Raw genomic sequence first — 18,873 nt, forward strand, 5'->3', positions numbered from 1 at the left:
CGCGGACCGCGGCGTCCGTGCCTTTTCCTGCTGCCCCTGGAGAACACCTTGAACCCTCCCCGTAACCCGAAGACCGGCCTGGATGCGCTGCTGACGCCGGACAACTGCGTGTTGATCCTGATCGACCATCAGCCGTTTCAGTTTGCCGGTCTGCGCAGCCACGACACACAGACCATCGTCAACAACGTGGTGGCGCTGGCCCGTGCCGCGAAGCTGTTCAAGGTGCCGACGTTGCTGACCACGGTGTTGGAGGAGCGCGGCGGTTACATCATCAAGCAGTTGCAGGACGTGTTTCCTGAGCAGAAGCCCCTCAACCGCACGTTCATCAACACGTGGGAAGACGCGCGGGCGGTGGAGTGGGTGAAGAAGACGGGGAAGAAGAAGATCGTGATGGCGGCGCTGTGGACGGAGATCTGCCTGGCGTTCCCGACGATTCACGCGCTGGGCGACGGCTACGAGGTCTACATCGTCACCGACTCCTCGGGAGGAGTGTCGGTGGAAGCGCACGAGGTGGCGATTCAGCGGATGGTGCAGGCGGGGGCGGTGCCGCTCACGACGGGGGTTTTCGCCTCGGAGCTGCAGCGCGACTGGGCTCGGACGGCGACGGTGGAGGGCCTGGCCGAACTGATCATCGACCACATGGGCTCGGTGGGCACCAGCTACGTGTGGGAGCAGCAGCTCCTCAACACGCCCCCGCCGAAGTGAGACCACCGCGGCGGGAATCGAACCCGCCGCAGGAACTTCGGTCTTCTTAGCGGCGCCGGGTGCGGACCACGGTCACGTCATCCACGTAGACCGTCCCCTCGCTGCCCAGGGACAGCACCACGCTCAAGTCTTCATCGCTCAACCCTTCGTCGATGGTCACCGTCTGGGAGAGCCGCTGCCACTCACCCGCCGCCGTCGCGGAGGTGCACGGTCCTTCCCACGGCTCGTGCTCCATCTGCAGGCAGATGCTGACATTCTCTCCGCCGTTGGCGCCCCGGACAAAAGCCTCGATGCGGTACTGCTCCCGCACGAGTACCGGATCCGGCAGGGGCTGCTTGAGCACGCTGAAGTTTCCCGTCGCGCCTCGCCTCAGCTCGAGCCCCGAGTACCCGGAGTTCCGCTCGTCCGGTGTCGTGGAGGCCCTTCCCTCCGGGGAGTCCGTCCAGAAGGTCCACAGGCCCAGCTCGCTCTCGAAGGAGCCGTTGTGCAGCAGGTTGTCCTTCACCTTGTCGGCGTCGCCTCGCTCCACCTCCGCCAGCGAGAAGGAGACGTTGTCCACATAGACGGTGGCGTCCTCCGTGGAGACGCTGATGCGCGCGTTCAGGTCGTCATCCGGCTCGGGCATGAGCACCATCCGAGACACCGTCCGCCAGCGGGTCTCGGCCACCACCTCGACGCCTTGACCGTGGAAGCTGAAGGTGAGGTGCTCCCCCCCTTTCGTCCCCTTGAAGCGGGCGTGAATCTCATACGTCTGCCACGCCTCGTGGGCTTCCGTGGGCTGGCCCACCATGGAGTTGAAGCCATCCTTGCCCTTGTAGAGCACCAGGCCCGCGCGGCCGTCGTCCGCGGCCTCAGCGCTGGTGCTGGCCGTGCCTCCCTCCGAGTCCGTCCAGCTCCACCATCCGCTCAGCTCGGACTCGAAGGTGCCATTGCTCACCATGTTGGGCCCGATGACGGGCGGTTGGGGCTCTCCTTCACAGCCTTGCCCCAGGCACAGCACCAGCAAGCCCACGCCGCAGGACTCTCGAAGACTGCATCGCATGTGTACTCCTCTCCCCACCGTGGCTTGAGACAATTCCCGGAGGGGCAAGGAGTGCGCCAGCGCGGCAGTCGAGGGAAAACGGGCCCTTGAGAAGGAGCCAACGTCCCAGGCCGGCAAGAAGTTGCCGGGACAACTTGCCGAGCCGGAAAGAAGTTGCCGAAGAACAGAGATCCTATGGGAAGGAGACTCCGGATCACCTGCGTAGGAGCGGCGGAGATGCTCTTCCGGAGGGTTCTCGATTCCGTAGGTGTGCAAAAGCAGAGGTCCGCTGTAAGCGGCGCGGATCAGCGGAAGCAGGTAGGCGTTCTGCACATCGAGATCGCCCCGATCGAGGGGCTGGATCGTTTCCGACCAGCCTGGAGCGTCCGCATTCCTCGAGGCCCCATGGATGCTCGCGAGCACGAGCTGGGGCGCCGCAGCGGCGATCACCTCGGCCAGCCGGTCGCGGTTGCCCGCCTTGAGCTCGTGACAGAGATGAAGTGAGGCCTTGAGCTCCGGACGACCGACTGTCTCGATGAGCGCCAGGGCTTCCTCGACGTTCTCGATGGCCAGCGCGTCATACGGCTCACTTTCGCATATGCGAAAGTGGGTCACTTTGGGATGACCCCTGGGCTCCTGTGGAGAAGCCGCAAGGGTCCCGCCATGGCTTTGCTCCTTGGGCGGATTGGGAGTCTCCTATCGCCTTGCTTTGGAGGCGGCTCCCTTCGTCTTCCTGGCGGACTTCGGCGCCTGGGTCTTGCTCATCGCGAGCTGCTCGTTCTCCGCGATGCGCGCCTTGACAAGCTTCTTCACCAGGGCCGCCGGCAGGGGCGCGTCGACAGGGAAGCGAATGGTCCCCTTGGAGGTGTCGTAAGCACTCAGCTCGTCCTTGAAGGGCTCCAGCACGGTACCGCTCATGACATAGAGGGCGCAGAACTTGGGGGTCGCCCGGAAGCCCACGAGCGGTCCGAGATAGGAGAAGGCCGGGAGCTGATAGCTGAGGGTCTCCGTGGCCTTCGGGGCGGCGGCCTGGACGGTCCGGCGCAGCTTCTCGAGCGTCGTCCGCGCCGGCTCGGGGACCTGGGCCAGGTAGTCGTCGATGACGCTTCCCGACGCCTTCTTTGCGGCCTTGGAGACGGGAGCGCGGCGCTTCGTGGGGGTGCGTTTCATGGGGCGCGGTCCTCGGGATTCACATGAGAGATGGCGGGACGCGAGGGTACGCCATCCGGCAGCCATGTACAGTGGAGCGCCGAGCACCCCGCCAACCCTTCGATGCCCGAGTGGTCTGAAAGGAGAGCCATGGAGAACAGCAGGTCACTCGCCGGATTGCTTGGCCCCACACTGCTCGCCCTGGGCCTGACCGAAGCCTTCAACATGGACATCTACGCAGCACAGACAGCACCGGTCGTCTACTTGAATGGCACGCTGCTCTTCGTTGCTGGCCTTGCCATCGTGCGAGCTCACAACGTGTGGAGCTTCAACTGGCGCTGCCTCGTGACGGTACTCGGGTGGCTCGCACTGGCCTTGGGGCTCTATCGCATGGTGGCTCCAGCAGCGCCTCAAGCCGGGAAGGAGCTGTTCACGTATGGGTTGCTCGCTATCCTCACAGGCCTTGGTGGTCTGCTGACCTATATGGCTTATCGCCCAGAGCGACCCGCGACAGAGCCACAAGCGCGCCATTGACCCGTGTCGCGCGCCTCACTCACTTCTGAATGAGGCCATATCGATAACGAAGCGGTAGCGAACATCGGAGCGTTCCAGCCGAGCGAAGGCCTCGTTGACCTGCTCCATGCGAACCAGCTCGCAGTCCGGGTGGATGTTTTTTCGCGCGCAGAAGTCGAGCAGCTCTTGCGTCTCGCGGATCCCTCCGGAGGGAGAGCCCGCGATGCGTCGCCGCGCGGCCACGAGCGGATAGGTGTTCGTCTCCTCGACGGGCCCGAGCTGGCCGACGATGACCAATGTCCCGTCGACGTCGAGCAGCGGCACGTAGGGCGTGAGGTCGTGTTTCACCGGCACGGTGTCGATGATGAGGTCGAAGCTTGACGCGGCTCGGGCCATGGCCGCGGCATCCGAGGAGGCCAGCAGCCGGTCGGCGCCGAGAGCCAACGCGTCGGCCTCCTTGCCTCTGCCGCGACTCAGCACCGTCACCGAGGCCCCCAACCCGGCCGCGAGCTTCACGGCCATGTGCCCCAGGCCGCCGAGTCCCAGCACGGCGACACGGCTGCCGGGGCCCACGTTCCAAGTGCGCAGCGGCGAGTACGCGGTGATGCCCGCGCACAGCAACGGTGCCGCGCGTGAGAGGTCGAGCCCCTTCGGCACGCGAAGCACGAAGTCTTCGCGCACCACGAGGTGCTTCGCATAGCCCCCCCTCGTCGTCTCGCCAGTGACGCGGTCCGGGCTGCCGAAGGTCCACGTCGTGCCGTTGGCTCGACAGAGCTGCTCCTCGCCCTTCTTGCACAGATCGCACGTCATGCACGCATCGACCATGGTGCCGACGGCGACCGCGTCGCCCGCCTTGTACCGCGTCACCTCGCGACCCACCTCGAGTACCCGCCCGACAATCTCGTGGCCTGGCACGAGTGGGTATGACGTGCCGCCCCAGTCATTGCGCGCCGAGTGGAGGTCGGTGTGACAGATGCCGCAGTACAGAACCTCGATGGCGACATCGTTGGGCCGCAGCTCGCGGCGCTCGAATGCAAAGGGAGTAAGAGGCTTGTCGTGGGCTGTCGCGGCGTATCCAAGTGTCTTCATGTCCTTCTCCTCGATGCCGGGCGTTCGCCAGCGGCGGTGGTCCTCATGCGCTTCACGTCCCGTCGCGGCGGCAGCCCGAAGAGGCGCCGGTACTCGCGGATGAACTGCGACGGGCTCCCGTAGCCGACATCGAAGGCCGCGCTCGTCGCGTCGGTGAGGCCGCTCAAGAGCAACCGCCGAGCCTCTTCGAGCCGAAGCCGCTTCTGGTACTGCAACGGCGCCATCATCACCGTCGCCTTGAACTTGTGCTGGAGACTCGAGGTGCTCATGTTGGACAGCTTCGCGAGCTCTTGAATCCGCAGCGGCTCCTTGAAGTGACTCTTGAGCCAGTCGACCGCACGCCCGACTCCCTCATCGGGCCGGGCCAGGAGCGCGCTGTGACACACCGCGGACGCGCTGGGGCCCGTGACGAGGCGGTAGATGAGCTCCCTGCGAAGCAGCGGCGCGAGGAACACCGCCTCGCGCGTGTCATCGAGCGACGACACGGCACGCAGGACGACATCGAGCAGTCGCACGTCGCACGTCCCCACGAACGCAGCCGGCACGCTGGAGGCCGAGGTGTCCACCTCGAGCTTCGCGTCCGCCAGCACGGACAGCACGTCGTGTGGCGTCAGCTCGAAGGCGATGGCGAGGTAAGGCTTCGAGGCCGACGCCTCCACGACCTGCCCCACGATGGGCATGGCGATGGACGATGCGATGAAGTGACCCGACCCGTAGCGGAGCTCCGTGTGGGTACCCGCCTGAACCAGCTTCTGGCCCTGCGCGACCACACAGCAGGACGGGCGCAGGATTCCGCGCTGTACCAGCGCGGTGGTGGAGACCCGGATCAGCTTCAGGCCCGGCACCACGGTGGCGGTCTCGCCATCGCTCGGCGCATGGCGGCGAATCCGCGCGGCGATTGCCGCCAACAGCTCCCGTGCGTCAATCTCGAGCTTCATCACGAGAACAACCTAAGGGCTCTGCCGCGCGAACGCCTGCCGGATCGTGCAAGTTTCCTGCACAATCCCGCATGCGCCACTCGCAGATGTCCGCATTTGTGTCTGTGTGTTGTGCCTCCCCGCGAACTACTTCGAACGGTGTCGGAGCAGCGAGCCGGCACGTGCCACTCCATCGCCTGCTCTGACCGGAATCATGCGATCACTGGCTCTCTTGCTGAGCCATGGGCCCGCATTCCCATTCTCATGAATGATCAGATCCGGGTTGGCATCTTCTTGGATTTCTTGATTTGTCGGTTTTTGCCGAATATATGGGCGCCACGCATGGAGGGGACAATGCCTGAGCTGCCCAGGAAGATGAGGGAAACCCAGTCACCACTCGCCACACTGCTTGCATCCCTCTTGGTGTTCGGATGTGGCGGCGCAGGCGATGCGGAGCATGTCCAGGACAGCGACTCAGCCGCCACCGCGCAATCCCGAGCGGGCATAGTCCTCCCTGGCGGTGCCGGCCCCTATACCTTCGGTGCGAACGTCGGCTCCAGCATGTGCCTGGACGTGGACAAGGGCAGCCCCGACCCCAAGACCAACGTCCAGGTCTGGAACTGTACCGGCGGCGAACCCCAGAAGTTCTGGGTGGAGAATCAGGGCGACGGCCTGGTGCGCCTCGTCAACACCGGGACCGACCGGTGCGTGGACATCGACAACGCCGGGACCGCTGACAGGACCAACGTCCAGCTCTTCCCCTGCAATACATCCAACGCCCAGAAGTTCCGGATCGACGACGGCGGAAACGGCAAGGTCCGGTTCGTCAACCCGCAGAGCAACAAGTGCCTGGATGCCGCGGGGGGCGTGGCCCCGAGGGACACGGTTACCAACGTCCAGATCTTCACCTGCAATGGCACCGACGCGCAGCTCTGGACGCCGACCTCGCTCGCGTCCGCCGCGAGGAACGTCACCGGGGTCTCCGCCAGCGGGGACGGCGTCCAGCTCACCCTGGGCAACGGCGACCAGCTCAAGCTCCGGATGGTCAAGCCGGAGATCGCTTGGATCGACTTCCTGCCGGGCGGCGCGTCCAGCCCCAAGACCCTGGTCGTGGATCCGGCCAAGACGTGGCCCGTCGGGACCGGCGTCTCCGTGAACACGGCCTCCGATCCCATCACCCTCACCACGAGCAAGATGGTGGTGAAGATCGCGAGGACCCCGGCCCGGGTCTCCATCTCCGACACAGCCGGAAACGTGCTGGTCAGCGAGCAGGCCCCCGAGGGCTTCTACGGTGATGGCGTGAACCTCAACCACGCCGCCGGAGAACCCTTCTACGGCATCGGCGGCTACAACGTCTGGGCCAGCACGGCCGCGGGCCTGCGGCGCGACTCCGGGGGCCACGTGACGGCCGACCAGCAAGGGCATGCGGGCGCGCCGTTCGCCTTCACCCTGAAGTACGGCCTGTTGTTCGACTCGGCGTCCGGCGACTTCCTCATCGACTCCAGCCGCCTCGAGTTCAGCAACGTGTCCAAGAAAGACGTCGACCTGTACTTCATCGTCGGCGAGCCCAAGGTCTTCATGCAGACCGTGGCCGAGATCAGCGGCAAGCCCCCCATGTTCCCCAAGTGGGCGATGGGCTTCATCAACACCGAGTGGGGGGCGGACCAGGCCGAGGTCACCAGCCTCGTCAACACCTACCGCAGCAAGGCCATCCCCCTCGACGCGTTCATCTTCGACTTCGACTGGAAGGCCTGGGGCGAGGACAACTACGGCGAGTGGCGCTGGAACAGCGTCAACGGACCCGGCAACTACAGTCAGGTGGCCAAGTTCCCGGACGGAGGCTCCGGGCTCTTCGCAGCCAACATGGCCGCGCAGGGCGTCAAGCTGGGAGGAATCACCAAGCCCCGCATCCTCATGAAGAACGCCAGCGGAGGGACGATGACGGCGGCCCAGTGGGCCCTCGATCACGGCTGCTTCTTCAAGTTCCAGGGCGATGACTACGTCGACTACTTCTCAGGCCGCCAGTGCAAGGACGTGAACTTCGCGCTCACGGAGTGCCGCACCTGGTTCTGGAGCCACTTCAAGGAGGCGCACGACGCCGGCATCGTGGCCTGGTGGAACGACGAGGCCGACAACCTCGGCGCCTGGGACGACAACCTCCAGTTCCTGAACATGCAGCGGGGCGCCTACGAGTGGCAGCGGGGCTACAGCGGCAAGCGCGTCTGGTCCATCAACCGCAACCAGTTCCTGGGCGCGCAGCGCTACGGCTACGCGCTCTGGTCCGGGGATACCTGGAACTTCGACGGCGACAAGTATGTCGGTTGGCAGACCCTGGCCACGCAGCGCGAGCGGCTGCTGGCCTCGGTCAACGCCGGCGCCGTGAAGTGGGGCATGGACACCGGCGGCCACAACGGAACACCGACCAACGAGACCTACGCGCGCTACATGCAGTTCTCCGCCGTGGCGCCGGTGCACCGGGTTCACGGCTACCTCAACCAGCAGCGGCAGCCGTGGGTGTACGGTCCGCTCGCCGAGGCCGCCGCCAAGAACTCCCTGTACCTGCGCTACCGGCTCCTGCCCTACCTCTACGCGTACGAGCGGACCACCTACGAGACCGGCCTCGGCCTCGTGCGGCCGCTCTTCTACGAGTTCGTGAACGACACCAACGTCCGGAACACCTTCGAATCGTGGATGCTCGGTGACTTCCTGCTGACTTCGCCGATCGTCGAGCAGGGGCAGACCACGAAGACCCTCTACCTGCCGACCGGCATCTGGTACGACTTCGCGCGTGGCACGGCCTACGTCGGGCCGCAGTGGATCCGTTACCCCGTGAACGCCAGCACGTGGGAAGACCTGCCCCTGTTCATCCGCAAGGGCGCCATCATCCCCATGCAGGAGAGCCAGAACTGGATTGGCGAGCGGGCCATCAGCAGGGTCTACCTCGAGGTCTTCCCTGACACAGCCCTGACGCGGTTCACCTACTACGACGACGATGGGCAGACGTTCCAATACGAGGGCACCGGCTTCTTCAAGCAGGCCATGGCCGCCCAGGACAATGGGGCGAGCGGCGTCCGCTTCGACCTCGAGGCCAGGACTGGGAGCTACACGCCCCCTTCGCTCCAGCACTACGTCCTCAAGCTCCATGGGAAGTCCGCCGCTTCGGTCACCGTGAACGGCGTGGCGCTCACCCGCTACACGGGCAAGGCCGCGCTCGAGAGCGCCTCGAGTGAGGGCTGGGCGACCGGCACGGACGTCTACGGCGACGTCACCTACGTCAAGGTGGCCGTGGGCCTGGCCAAGAGCATCATCGCCACGGGCACCGCAGCCCCGGACCGGACCGTCTACGAGGCCGAGGAGGCCCTCCTCCAGGGGGGCAGCTCGATCGCCAAGAACCACGCCGGCTACTCCGGCTCCGGGTTCGTGGACGCGAACTGGATCCAGGGCGCCAGCACCCGGTTCCACGTTCGCGTGCCGGCCGCCGGCAGCTACGCCGTCTCGCTGCGATACGCCAACGCGATGGGGAGCGCGAAGACTCTGAGCGTCTACGTCAACGGCAGCAAGGCCGTGCAGACCTCGCTCGCCAACCTGGCGAACTGGGACACCTGGGCGGAGCGGTCCGAGACGCTCGAGCTCGCTGCCGGCGACAACATCATCAGCTACCAGTACGACCCGAGCGACTCGGGGAATGTAAACCTCGACTCCATCTCCCTGGCGGTCGCGAACTCGAACCCGGCGCCGGTCTCGCGCACCTACTACCGCCTCAAGAACCGCTGGACCGGCGACTACCTGCACATCGAGAACCTGGACAAGGACGGAAAGGTCCAGTCCGGCGCCAGTCCCGTGGGGAACTGGAGCAGCCACTGGTACCTGGCCACGGACGGCGGATACACGCGGTTGATCAACCGCTGGACCGGCGACGTGATGCACATCGAGGGGTTGAAGGGCTGGGTCCAGTACGGACGCATCCCCGACCAGAACACCAGCGGCCAGTGGACCCTGGAAGACGTCCAGGGCTACAAGCGGCTCCGCAACCGCTGGCAGCCGAACGCCTACGTCCACATCGAGGGCAAGCTTGGCTACGCGGAGTATCAGGACAACTTCCCTGCCACCTCCATCAGCAGCCAGTGGTCATTCGAGCAGGTGCAGTGAGCATTGACCGTTTCGAGCTGATCAACAGCCGCTGAGCCCTCTACACTGCTCACCATGTTACGATTGCTGATCGCGCTGCTAGCGCTCTCGGGTTGTGCGGGTTCCGTGGCGTCGTCCGATGCCGGGGCTCCCATCGACGCGGGTGACGACGCGGGCACACGCGACGCAGGCCAGTCCTCCGATGCAGGCGTGCGTGACGCGGGCGTCTCCCCAGGCTGGGGTCACGGCGCCAATGCCGGCACGTTCGTCAACGACGTGTGGACGCCCGGGCGCGACAGCGACGGCCGCGTGAACGAGTCGAGCTGGGCGCTGGTGCCGCACGACCGGTGGGTGAGCGTCGTGGACACGAAGCTCGAAGCCCTCGGTGCGCAGGTGCAGGCCGCCATGCCCGGGTGGACGGACTACGGCAGCATGGACTGGGGCGGCGTCACCGAGGCGTGGAACGCGCCGGCCTTCGACCTCGCCGGCCGTCGGCTGTGGCGTCACGGCGGAGGCCACAGCGACTCGAGCAACAACGGCATCTACCGCTTCGATCTCGACTCGATGCGCTGGTCGATCGAGCACATGCCGAGCGACTCCCGGCTCTGGAGCCAGGCGTACCGCGAGTCAGGCGGCTTCGCGGGCTGCCCCGAGTCGCGCGCGGCCTACAACGCCGAAGTCGACGCGGGCACCTGGGCGCAGCGCGACCACTGGTACTACGACGAGATCTTCTGGGATCGCACAGCGAGCAACCCCATGGGCAACCCCACGGCGCGGCATGTGTACGACGGCTTCATCTACGTGCCCGAGAGCAACGAGCTGATCGTCGCCTGCCGCCGGCTGTGGAGGTACTCACTCGCGAGCCACAAGTGGACGATCAAGACGCACCCGCGCGCCAACGGTGATGAATACGCCCTCGCGGAGGAGGTGATCGCGGTGCTCGATCACGAATCGAAGCTGGTGATCGGCTCCTGCGGCTCCACGGGCCCCTTTGCGGCCGACTACGATCTGCACACCGACACCTGGCTCGCCCCGCGCGCGAGCTGGGGCAGCTGGGACTGGAGCGGCGCCGCCTACACGCAGGAAGGTGACATCGTGACGATCTTCATGCCGCCTCACAGCTCCGGGGACTACGCCTCACCCGGCCGCTGGCAGCGCTACGACGTGTCCACCCACTCCGTGCTCGCATCGGGCGCGACGTGGAACTACGAGGGCGGCCTGTCGCTGGCCTCGTTCCCCGACACCCAACATGCCACCGACGGTCACGGCATGGTCTACATGCCGACCGAGGACGTCTACTGGGTGTACACGAAGCTCAACAGCGGCATGACCTGGCTGGAGCTCGACCTCAAGACCACGCCCGCGACGCTACGGCCGAAGACCTTCGCCAACGCCGCTCCCGCCCTGCAGAGCGGCATCGCGAGGCGCCGGGCGATCTACTTCCCCGGTCTCGACGCCATCGTGTGGATGAGCCCCGCGAATGAGGACGTTCTCGTCTTCCGCCTGTGAGGAGATCTCCGAATGAAGCTCTACTTCAACCCGTTGACTCGTTCGACCCGCCCCCGCTGGATGCTCGAGGAGCTGGGGGTACCCTACGAGACAGCGTCAGTGGACGTGATGAAGGGCGAGCAAAAGCACCCTGCGTACATGGCGAGGGTGCACCCGCTGGGCAAGGTGCCAGCGCTCGAGGACAACGGCTTCATGCTGATCGAGTCCGCGGCCATCGTGATGCACCTGGCCGACAAGTACCCGGAGAAGGGTCTGGCTCCGGCGGCGGGGAGCAATGAGCGTGGCGAGTACTACCAGTGGATCTTCTTCGTCATGACCGAGGCGGAACCGTCCCTCGTCACCATCTTCCTGAACACCCAGATCCTGCCCGAGGACCAGCGCGATCCGGCCGCCGTTGCGCAGGCCACCGAGCGTTTCAAGCCGGCGGCCACCGTCCTCCAGGAGCGCCTGAAGGGGCGCGAGTACATCGTTGGCAACACGTTCACCGCGGCGGATGTAGTGGTGGGCGGCGTGCTGACTTTGGCCCACAGAGTCAGTCGGCTCGGCGATTTCCCCGGGCTCCAGGCGTACATGGGCCGAATGATGGAGCGCCCGGCCGCGAAGAAGGCCTTCGGCGGCTGACGCGCGACCCTCGCGAGCAAGATCCCGAGTGCTGCGAGAACGGCAGCGCGACTGCGGACTCCGCACTTCCGTGGCGTCATCCGCAGCCGTGACGGAAGGTCCAGCCTCTGGGTGAGGCTCGGCCCGAGCCGTGCACTGCCTGTTCGCGCAGTCCACCCACTCGGAGCCATTATGAGAATCCTTCGCCCATTGATCGCTGTCCTGTTCTTCGTGTCGTCGTCCGCCCTGGCCCAGGAGGGCGGAGAAGAGAGAGGGGGATGCCCCCGGCGTCCGCCTCCCGAGGCCCTTGCCGCCTGTGAGGGCAAGAGCGCGGCGTCGAGCTGCCAGTTCAGCCACGAAGGACGGGACCTGAGTGGCACCTGCTTCACTCCCGCCAGTGACAAGCCCTTGGCTTGCCGGCCGGAGGGCGGCCCTCCCGGACCCCAACAAGGCCGCTAAGTTCTCTCGGAGTGCTCTCCTGCTCGGTTTCCGGACTGACAGGCAGCTGGCGAGTCCCACGGGGAAGCTGCCCGATCGGTTACCGCGTCCCTATCACATCGGGTGCGGGGGTCCTCCCCCAGGAGTGAAAGGGGAGCGGGACGACATGGACTCGAACATCACCTCCGATCGGATCCTTCAGTTGGGACTGGGGTTCTGGGGCGCAAAGACGTTGTTGAGCGCGGTGGAGCTGGGCCTCTTCACCCAGTTGGCCCAGGGGCCACTCCGGGGAGAGGCGCTGGCCGCGAGCCTGGGGCTGCACCCGCGCGGTTGGCGCGACTTCTTCGATGCACTGGTGGCCCTGGGCATGCTGCGACGCGAGGAGGACGGCCGGTACGCCAACACGCCCGAGACGGGAACGTTCCTGGTGCGCACCCGGCCCGGCTACATCGGCGGCATGCTCGAGATGGCCAACGCCCGGCTTTTTGGCTTCTGGGGCTCGCTCACCGAGGCGCTGCGCACAGGCCGGCCGCAGAACGAGCAGAAGACCGGAGGCGAGCTGTTCCAAACCGTCTACGCCGACCCCGAGCGCCTGCGTGGCTTCCTCCAGGGCATGAGCGGGGTGAGCCTGATTCCCGCGCGCGCCATCGCCACGAAGTTTCCGTGGAAGCGCTACCAGAGCTTCGCCGACATTGGCACGGCCCAGGGCTGCCTGCCCGTGCAGGTCGCGCTGGAGCATGAGCACCTCAAGGGGATCGGCTTCGATCTGCCACAGGTCCGTCCTGTCTTCGAACAGTACGTGGGCCAGCATGGCCTGTCCGGACGGCTGAGCTTCCAGGACGGCGACTTCTTCCGCGTCCCCCTGCCCAAGGCCGATGTGCTCGTGATGGGCCACATCCTGCATGACTGGGATCTCGAACAGAAGAAGGCCCTGCTCGCGGCAGCCCTGCGCGCGCTGCCCAAGGGAGGCGCCCTGGTGGTCTACGACGCCATCATCGACGACGCGCGGCGCAGCAACGCCTTCGGTCTGTTGATGAGCCTGAACATGCTCATCGAGACGCTCGGTGGCTTCGACTACACGGGGGCGGACTGCGCTGGGTGGATGCGAGAGGTGGGCTTCGGCGATGTCCGCATCGAGCACCTCGCCGGGCCCGATTCGATGGTGATTGGCATAAAGACGGCGTGAGTCGCATCGATGGGATGAAGCGTGCTTTCAGTCCTCGGCTGGAGATAGGCTCAGCCTCCCCCCTGTGTGTTCCCTGGCAGAGGCGCTCTCCTACAAGAACGAGAAAGTTCTGAGGCGTTTTCTCGATACCTACGCCCTCCCCGAGGCGGAGGCGCGAGAACTCTTTCACGAGACCAAGAAGTGGTTATGGCTCTGCGCGCGCAGCCTTGAGCTGAAGGGCCCCCGGCTGTCCGTCCAGCCCCCGCTGCTGATGCTGGATGAGATGTGGCACACCTTCATGCAGTACACGCTGGACTACCAGCGCTACTGCCTGGACCGGCTCGGCACCTTCATCCACCACCTGCCTTCGAACTCGGACGACAAGCAGCGCGACCGCAAGCGATACCAGGCCCACCCCGAGCGCTTCATGAAGCGATACCAGGCCGCGTTGAAGCGGCAGTACCGCTTTGTCTATGACGAGCTCGGAGAGGAAACCCTGCTCAAGTGGTACCAAGAGTATCCCAAGCGCTACTCCCCGGAGTTTCTCGAGCGCCACCGCATCCCGTATACCCAGGCACATCCCACGCCATCTCCCGAGGCGCTTCCAGCGCGCTGAGTGCGTCTCCCAGCCTACAGCCCAACCTGGAGCAGGAGGGCAAGCCGCGAGAAGGAGTCCGAGCCTTCCCGCAGCCGGGGATAGTGGTCCCAACTGAGCGCGGCTCCCACCGGGCCAAAGTGCAGGTCTACCAGTAACCTCAAGCCCGGCCTGGCTTCGGGAAGCACCTGCACAGGCACTCCCACCCCAAGGCCGAGACTCGGGATGATGAGGATCTGCGGCGTTGCGTACTGTGTGAGCGGCGTGAAGACGAGCTGCTCGCGAAAGTCCGTCTCCACCGAGAGCGAGTGCAGGAAGGACTCGGGCGCGGCGAGCTGGTAGCCGAGCCGCGCCATGAAGCGGGAACCGTCCCCGAGCCGAGCGCCCACGCCCAGCTGTACGCCGCCTGGAATCCACCACGGCTTGCGCCGCGTGAGCGCGATGTTGAGCCACTCCGGCGCGCTCGCCGCCTCGATGCGCCGCTCCGCCACCGTGTGCGCGCCCTCGCGCCGGACCTGCCACCCCGTAGCCTCCGGCAGCGTGCGCGGGGATGCGTCCGGGCTGCTACCCACCTCCCACGCCGACGGGATGCGCACCGTGACGTGGAGCTCGGGGTTGCCCGCCCACGTGCGGATGGGCCCCAGCAGGTAGTCGATGTCCCAGTGCGTGGCCTGCCGCGCATCTGAGGACAGCAGCACGTGGCGCACCTGCACCGCGGGCCACTCATACCCCGAGGGCAGGAAGCGCCGTTCGAGCCGCACCACGCCGCGCACCACCAGCTCCCCTCCCCTCTCCGGCGGCAGCGTGAGGGTGAAACCGAAACGCTCCACCGAGGTGCGCGCGAGCCGCCCGAGCGCCTCCTCGGATGAGGATGGAGCCTGTGCGGCATCGCTGGTGTCCGGGGCGGACTCGGATGGGTCCACCTGTCCCTCCGCCACCGGGAGCGTCTCCGCGTCGAACTCCACGCTCACTTCTCCCACACGGATCCCCAGGAAGGCTGCGTCAATAACCTCCGTCTCGGAGGTACCGTTGCGCAGCCGGTAGCGCGCCTCGAAGCGGCAGGCCTCCTCGCGCTCTGCCCCCGAGCAGTCGAAGGACAGCTCCTCGCCGAGTACCTCTGAACGCGTGTGCGCGCCCCCCGAAGACAGGGTGAAGGCCGCTGGCGAGCGAGAGGATGCGGCCACGTTGGCGGTAGCGGGCACGGCGACGAGGAGGCAGAAGAAGGAAGCGAGGCGAGCCGTCATGTCCGCCATTGTCACTCTCCAGCGGCCGACGATGGACGACTTCGTGCAGTTCCGCATGCGCAGGTGCGCTCAGCGCTCGAGGCCGCGCAGCAGGGTCTGCAGGTCGAGTACTCGCTGATGAACCGCAAGCCCGAGCAGACCCTCTTTCCGGTGCTCGATGAGCTCGGCATCGGCGTGACCGCGTACGGCGTGCTCGTGCACGGGTTGTTGAGTGGCAAGGCGAAGCCGGCGGGCCCGCTCGGACCGAGATCGCACCTCCCGTGGTTTCACCCGGGAAACTTCGAGCAGAACATGAAGCTCGTCGACGCCCTCGCGCACATCGCGGCCGAGAAGAACGTCACGCCGTCGCAGCTGGCGCTCGCCTGGGCACTGACGCGTCGGGCCAATCTCGTACCGGTGGTCGGCACGCGCACGATGCAGCATCTCGAAGAGACGCTCGCCGCGCTGCGCATCAAACTCACCACCGACGATGCCGCGCGTATCGAGGCGGCGATTCCTCCGAGCGCGGTGGCCGGCACGCGTTACCTGCCGGTGCTGATGAAGCTGCTCGACAGCGAACGACCGTGACCGTGGCGCCCACATCGGTGTGCATTCTCGAGGAAGCGGATTTTTCCGGGATGTGGCATAACACGGGTTTTGAAGCCCGACCCGTCACCGTGAGAGGTAGAACAATGCAAATGCTTGGAAGAATGGTCCTTGGGATGGTCTCTCTGCTGGGAAGCTCGGCTCTGGCCAGCCTCCCGGTCGTCAGCGCCGCTCAGACAGCGCGGGGAGGCTGTGCTTATTCGATCAAGGTCCTCGAAGACGTAGACCCGATCCCATACCCCCGGCCCTTCTACAGAATCACTCTCGAGAGCTCCGTCCTCACGCCCGCAACCTGCACCCTGCAGCCTCAGTCCTTCGAGATTCAGACCTCGAGAGTCCTGCCGCAGGTGGCGATCCAATCCAGCGCGGAAGGCATCGTGGTGGCGTATTCCTATGGAGAGCCCATCCGGACCCTGGGGGACTTCACGCACATCAGCGTCCGGAGCCTCGACCCGAGCACCCTGGGAACCTTGAGGGGAGCAGGGTTGGGGTCCGCGTGGGTCCCAGAGAACGGTGGGGCCGGGGGTCCCGGCGGCGTCTCCCTGAGCGCGCTCTCCATCCAGGGTCCTTACGTCGAGGTGTCGGGCACCTTCACCGGCAACTCGCTCACGGAGGAGCCCGCGGGCATCCCCTGGCCCTACCCCATCTGGCAGGGGCATGAGTTCGTCGCCTCCTATGCCAACTTCTTCACCTCGACGACGGCGCCCATCCTCGGCACGCAGGCCTGCGCGTCGCTGCCTCCGGTGCTCACGGTCAACGGCGGCTCGCCGCTGGCACTCGAGTGCGTCAAGGGAGGCACGTACAGCGATCCGGGCGCTCAGGCCGTGGACGGGTGCGGCAACCCGCTGGTGGTGCATGCGTACAACACGGGCGCGGACTCCTCCGGGCCGGGCCCTCTGCTGAGCTACGAGGGCGAGTACCCGGTCTCGTACGCCACGTGGAACCATGCGGGGTCTGTCAACGTCACCCGTACGGTGGTCGTGGATGACACGACGGCGCCTTCCCTGTCGCTGCTGGGTCCCTCGTCCATGGTGCACACGTGCAACACCCCGTGGAAGGATCCAGGCGTGACGGCGACCGATGCGTGCTACGGCAACCTCACTCCGCAGGTGTCGCGCACGGGCGAAGTGAATGCCTGGGCCGTCGGGGTGTACACGCTGACCTACAGCGTGACCGATGCTGGCGGCAACAGCGCCGCGCCCGTGACGCGCACGGTCCAGGTCGTCAACTGCCCCTGGTAAGGCTCAGCGCTCGCGCTCAGTTCACCCGGAGCCTCTGACCTGGCTGCTCCCACGTGTAGCCAGGCCAGGGCGCTTCGCTGTCTCCAGTCACATCTCTCTGGAAGCTCTTTGCAGGCACTTGCCGTCTGCGCTCAGTCGGAGATTCCGGGAGCCCGTCCCTGAGATGCTACCGGTCTCGGTATGGGTGGCCGTGTCGATAATCCGCACCGAGGCCCAACGCCTTACGCGCTGCGGCCAGGGAGGTGACGAGCTCTCCGCAGAGATCGAACTCGTGAATGGACTCCAGCGAGCGCGAGCGGATGCGCAGCTTCGCCTCGTCCGGAAGCTCCCGGCTGAGCTGGCACACCCGGCGCGTCAAATCCCTCATCACATCCTCCAGGAACTGGGGCTTCTGGTGGGCCCGCAGCACCAGCAACAGCTCCTGCGGACGCGGCAGCGTCGACTGTGAGCGGAAGAGCACCTCATCCACGGCCTGGAGCAACTCGGCGATGGGCGGCCCGGAAGCACTGCCCACCTCCACCGAGGTGCGGCTGCGCTGTGAGTGGGTCAGCGGTGGAGCCTCCGGGGTGTGGCTCACCGGCTCCGGCTTGCGCTGCCCCAGCGAGTGCTTCAGCGTCTGCTGGACACAGGGGCAGGCGGTGATGTGGTCCACCTCGATGCCGCGCAGATGCTCGATGTGGCCACTGGCGTCACTCGTCACCTGGGACATGAGCCCGACGGACTCCAGGGACTGCTTGTCCGCCTTGGTGCCAAACCCGGAGACGGCCTCGCGATACCAGAAGCGCGAGCGCACCGAGACGGTGGTGGCACCCCCATACTGCGTCTGCTGCACGCGGCGGCACAGCCGCTCGGCGAACGCGGCGAGCGTCTCGTAGGACTCCTGGGTCACCTCGGTCAACACGTTGCCCATGCGCGAGACATGGATGCCGCGGTGAGCCGCATCGAGCGTCGTGCGGATATCGATGTTGCAGGCGACGAGCGTCTCGTTGCCCGGCTCCAGGGGATGATGGATGCGCACGGGCACCCCCCTCGCGGCCGATGCCTACGAAGGGGATATGTCAACTGACGTGTCGGGGCGTCCGAGAGCCTGCGCAGCCTCCAGGGGCGTCTGGGCGGAGGATTCCGGGGTTGAGCACCCGTCCGCGCTTCCCACCGAGGCGCGCCTGAAGAATAGACTGCGCGCCCACCCATCCGCTCGAGGAGTCCCCCCATGAGTGCTTCACTGTCCGGCCAGGTCGCCCTGGTCACGGGCGCCGCCACTGGAATCGGCCGCGCCATTGCGCTGGCCTTCGCACGCGAGGGCCGCAAGGTCGTGGTCTCCGACGTGGACACCGCCGGAGGCGAGGGCACCGTCGAGCAGATCCGCGCCACGGGCGGTGAGGCCCGCTTCATCCGCTGCGACGTCACCAAGGATGCCGAGGTCCGCGCGCTCATCGAGGGATGCAAGGAGGCCTACGGGCGGCTCGACTATGCGGTGAACAACGCCGGCATCGACATCGAGAAGGGCAAGCTGGCCGATGGCAGCGAGAGCGAGTTCGACGCCATCATGGCCGTGAACGTCAAGGGCGTCTGGCTGTGCATGAAGCACGAAATTCCGCTGATGCTCGCGCAAGGGGGCGGCGCCATCGTCAACACCTCCTCCGTGGCGGGCCTGGGCGCGGCACCGAAGATGAGCATCTACGCGGCCTCCAAGCACGCGGTGATTGGCCTGACGCGCTCGGCGGCCGTGGAGTACGGGAAGAAGAACGTGCGCATCAACGCCGTCTGCCCGGCGGTCATCGACACGGACATGTTCCGCCGCGCCGTGGAGGCCGACCCGCGCAAGGGCCAGCTCGCGCTCGCTGTCCACCCGGTGGGCCGGATTGGCAAGGTGGAGGAGGTCGCCGCGGCGGTGCTCTACCTGTGCAGCGATGCCGCCGGCTTCACCACCGGCATTGCCCTGCCGGTGGACGGTGGCCAGAGAGCGCTCTGAGC

The 18,873-nt window shown here is 66.3% G+C and carries 16 protein-coding genes; 10 read left to right on the forward strand and 6 right to left on the reverse strand.

Features of this window, described 5'->3' with window-relative positions:
• Positions 1-48 precede the first annotated feature (48 nt).
• Entirely contained in the window at positions 49-705 is a 657-nt protein-coding gene (locus tag KY501_RS11465) for a hydrolase (protein ID WP_224362899.1), read from the forward strand.
• A 46-nt stretch (positions 706-751) separates the two neighbouring features.
• On the opposite strand, the gene KY501_RS11470 is transcribed toward KY501_RS11465, so the two are convergent.
• Entirely contained in the window at positions 752-1,747 is a 996-nt protein-coding gene (locus KY501_RS11470) for a carbohydrate binding domain-containing protein (protein ID WP_224362900.1), read from the reverse strand.
• Between the two features lie 675 nt (positions 1,748-2,422).
• On the reverse strand, positions 2,423-2,896 hold the full coding sequence (locus KY501_RS11475) for an iron chaperone (RefSeq protein WP_224362901.1): 474 nt from the start codon (positions 2,894-2,896) through the stop codon (positions 2,423-2,425).
• A 129-nt stretch (positions 2,897-3,025) separates the two neighbouring features.
• On the opposite strand from KY501_RS11475, the gene KY501_RS11480 reads away from it, so the two are divergent.
• Entirely contained in the window at positions 3,026-3,409 is a 384-nt protein-coding gene (locus KY501_RS11480) for a hypothetical protein (RefSeq protein WP_224362902.1), read from the forward strand.
• Between the two features lie 15 nt (positions 3,410-3,424).
• On the opposite strand, the gene KY501_RS11485 is transcribed toward KY501_RS11480, so the two are convergent.
• Together KY501_RS11485 and KY501_RS11490 are read right to left on the reverse strand one after the other, a co-directional pair.
• A complete protein-coding gene (locus tag KY501_RS11485) occupies positions 3,425-4,477 on the reverse strand; it encodes an NAD(P)-dependent alcohol dehydrogenase (protein ID WP_224362903.1) in 1,053 nt (350 codons plus the stop codon).
• Positions 4,474-5,415 carry an AraC family transcriptional regulator gene (locus tag KY501_RS11490; RefSeq protein WP_224362904.1) on the reverse strand — a complete coding sequence of 314 codons (942 nt, stop codon included), beginning with the start codon at positions 5,413-5,415 and terminating at the stop codon, positions 4,474-4,476. Before KY501_RS11490 ends, KY501_RS11485 begins: the two co-directional genes overlap by 4 nt.
• 333 nt (positions 5,416-5,748) lie before the next feature.
• Between KY501_RS11490 and KY501_RS11495 the strand changes: the two genes are divergently transcribed.
• From KY501_RS11495 to KY501_RS11515, 5 genes are all read left to right on the forward strand, one after another.
• On the forward strand, positions 5,749-9,543 hold the full coding sequence (locus tag KY501_RS11495; protein ID WP_224362905.1) for a TIM-barrel domain-containing protein: 3,795 nt from the start codon (positions 5,749-5,751) through the stop codon (positions 9,541-9,543).
• Positions 9,544-9,648: 105 nt separating this feature from the next.
• The gene (locus tag KY501_RS11500) at positions 9,649-11,031 is read left to right on the forward strand and encodes a hypothetical protein (RefSeq protein WP_224362906.1); all 1,383 of its coding nucleotides are present in this window, start codon (positions 9,649-9,651) and stop codon (positions 11,029-11,031) included.
• Between the two features lie 12 nt (positions 11,032-11,043).
• Positions 11,044-11,652, forward strand: a complete 609-nt coding sequence (locus KY501_RS11505) for a glutathione S-transferase family protein (protein ID WP_224362907.1) — start codon at positions 11,044-11,046, stop codon at positions 11,650-11,652.
• A 583-nt stretch (positions 11,653-12,235) separates the two neighbouring features.
• A complete protein-coding gene (locus KY501_RS11510) occupies positions 12,236-13,255 on the forward strand; it encodes a methyltransferase (protein ID WP_224362908.1) in 1,020 nt (339 codons plus the stop codon).
• A 64-nt stretch (positions 13,256-13,319) separates the two neighbouring features.
• Positions 13,320-13,850, forward strand: a complete 531-nt coding sequence (locus tag KY501_RS11515; protein WP_224362909.1) for a UCP032817 domain-containing protein — start codon at positions 13,320-13,322, stop codon at positions 13,848-13,850.
• Between the two features lie 14 nt (positions 13,851-13,864).
• On the opposite strand, the gene KY501_RS11520 is transcribed toward KY501_RS11515, so the two are convergent.
• On the reverse strand, positions 13,865-15,082 hold the full coding sequence (locus KY501_RS11520) for a hypothetical protein (protein ID WP_224362910.1): 1,218 nt from the start codon (positions 15,080-15,082) through the stop codon (positions 13,865-13,867).
• A gap of 54 nt (positions 15,083-15,136) precedes the next feature.
• On the opposite strand from KY501_RS11520, the gene KY501_RS11525 reads away from it, so the two are divergent.
• Both KY501_RS11525 and KY501_RS11530 read left to right on the forward strand, forming a co-directional pair.
• Positions 15,137-15,640 carry an aldo/keto reductase gene (locus KY501_RS11525; protein WP_224362911.1) on the forward strand — a complete coding sequence of 168 codons (504 nt, stop codon included), beginning with the start codon at positions 15,137-15,139 and terminating at the stop codon, positions 15,638-15,640.
• A gap of 365 nt (positions 15,641-16,005) precedes the next feature.
• Positions 16,006-16,899: a DUF5011 domain-containing protein gene (locus KY501_RS11530; RefSeq protein WP_224362912.1), complete on the forward strand. Its 894-nt coding sequence runs from the start codon at positions 16,006-16,008 to the stop codon at positions 16,897-16,899.
• 166 nt (positions 16,900-17,065) lie between these two features.
• On the opposite strand, the gene KY501_RS11535 is transcribed toward KY501_RS11530, so the two are convergent.
• Positions 17,066-17,917 (reverse strand): GTP cyclohydrolase, FolE2/MptA family, encoded by an 852-nt coding sequence (locus KY501_RS11535; protein WP_224362913.1) that lies wholly within the window; start codon positions 17,915-17,917, stop codon positions 17,066-17,068.
• A 192-nt stretch (positions 17,918-18,109) separates the two neighbouring features.
• On the opposite strand from KY501_RS11535, the gene KY501_RS11540 reads away from it, so the two are divergent.
• Positions 18,110-18,871 carry an SDR family oxidoreductase gene (locus KY501_RS11540; RefSeq protein WP_224362914.1) on the forward strand — a complete coding sequence of 254 codons (762 nt, stop codon included), beginning with the start codon at positions 18,110-18,112 and terminating at the stop codon, positions 18,869-18,871.
• The last annotated feature ends 2 nt before the right edge of the window (positions 18,872-18,873 follow it).

This window comes from Hyalangium versicolor, assembly GCF_020103695.1.
GTDB lineage: Bacteria > Myxococcota > Myxococcia > Myxococcales > Myxococcaceae > Hyalangium > Hyalangium versicolor.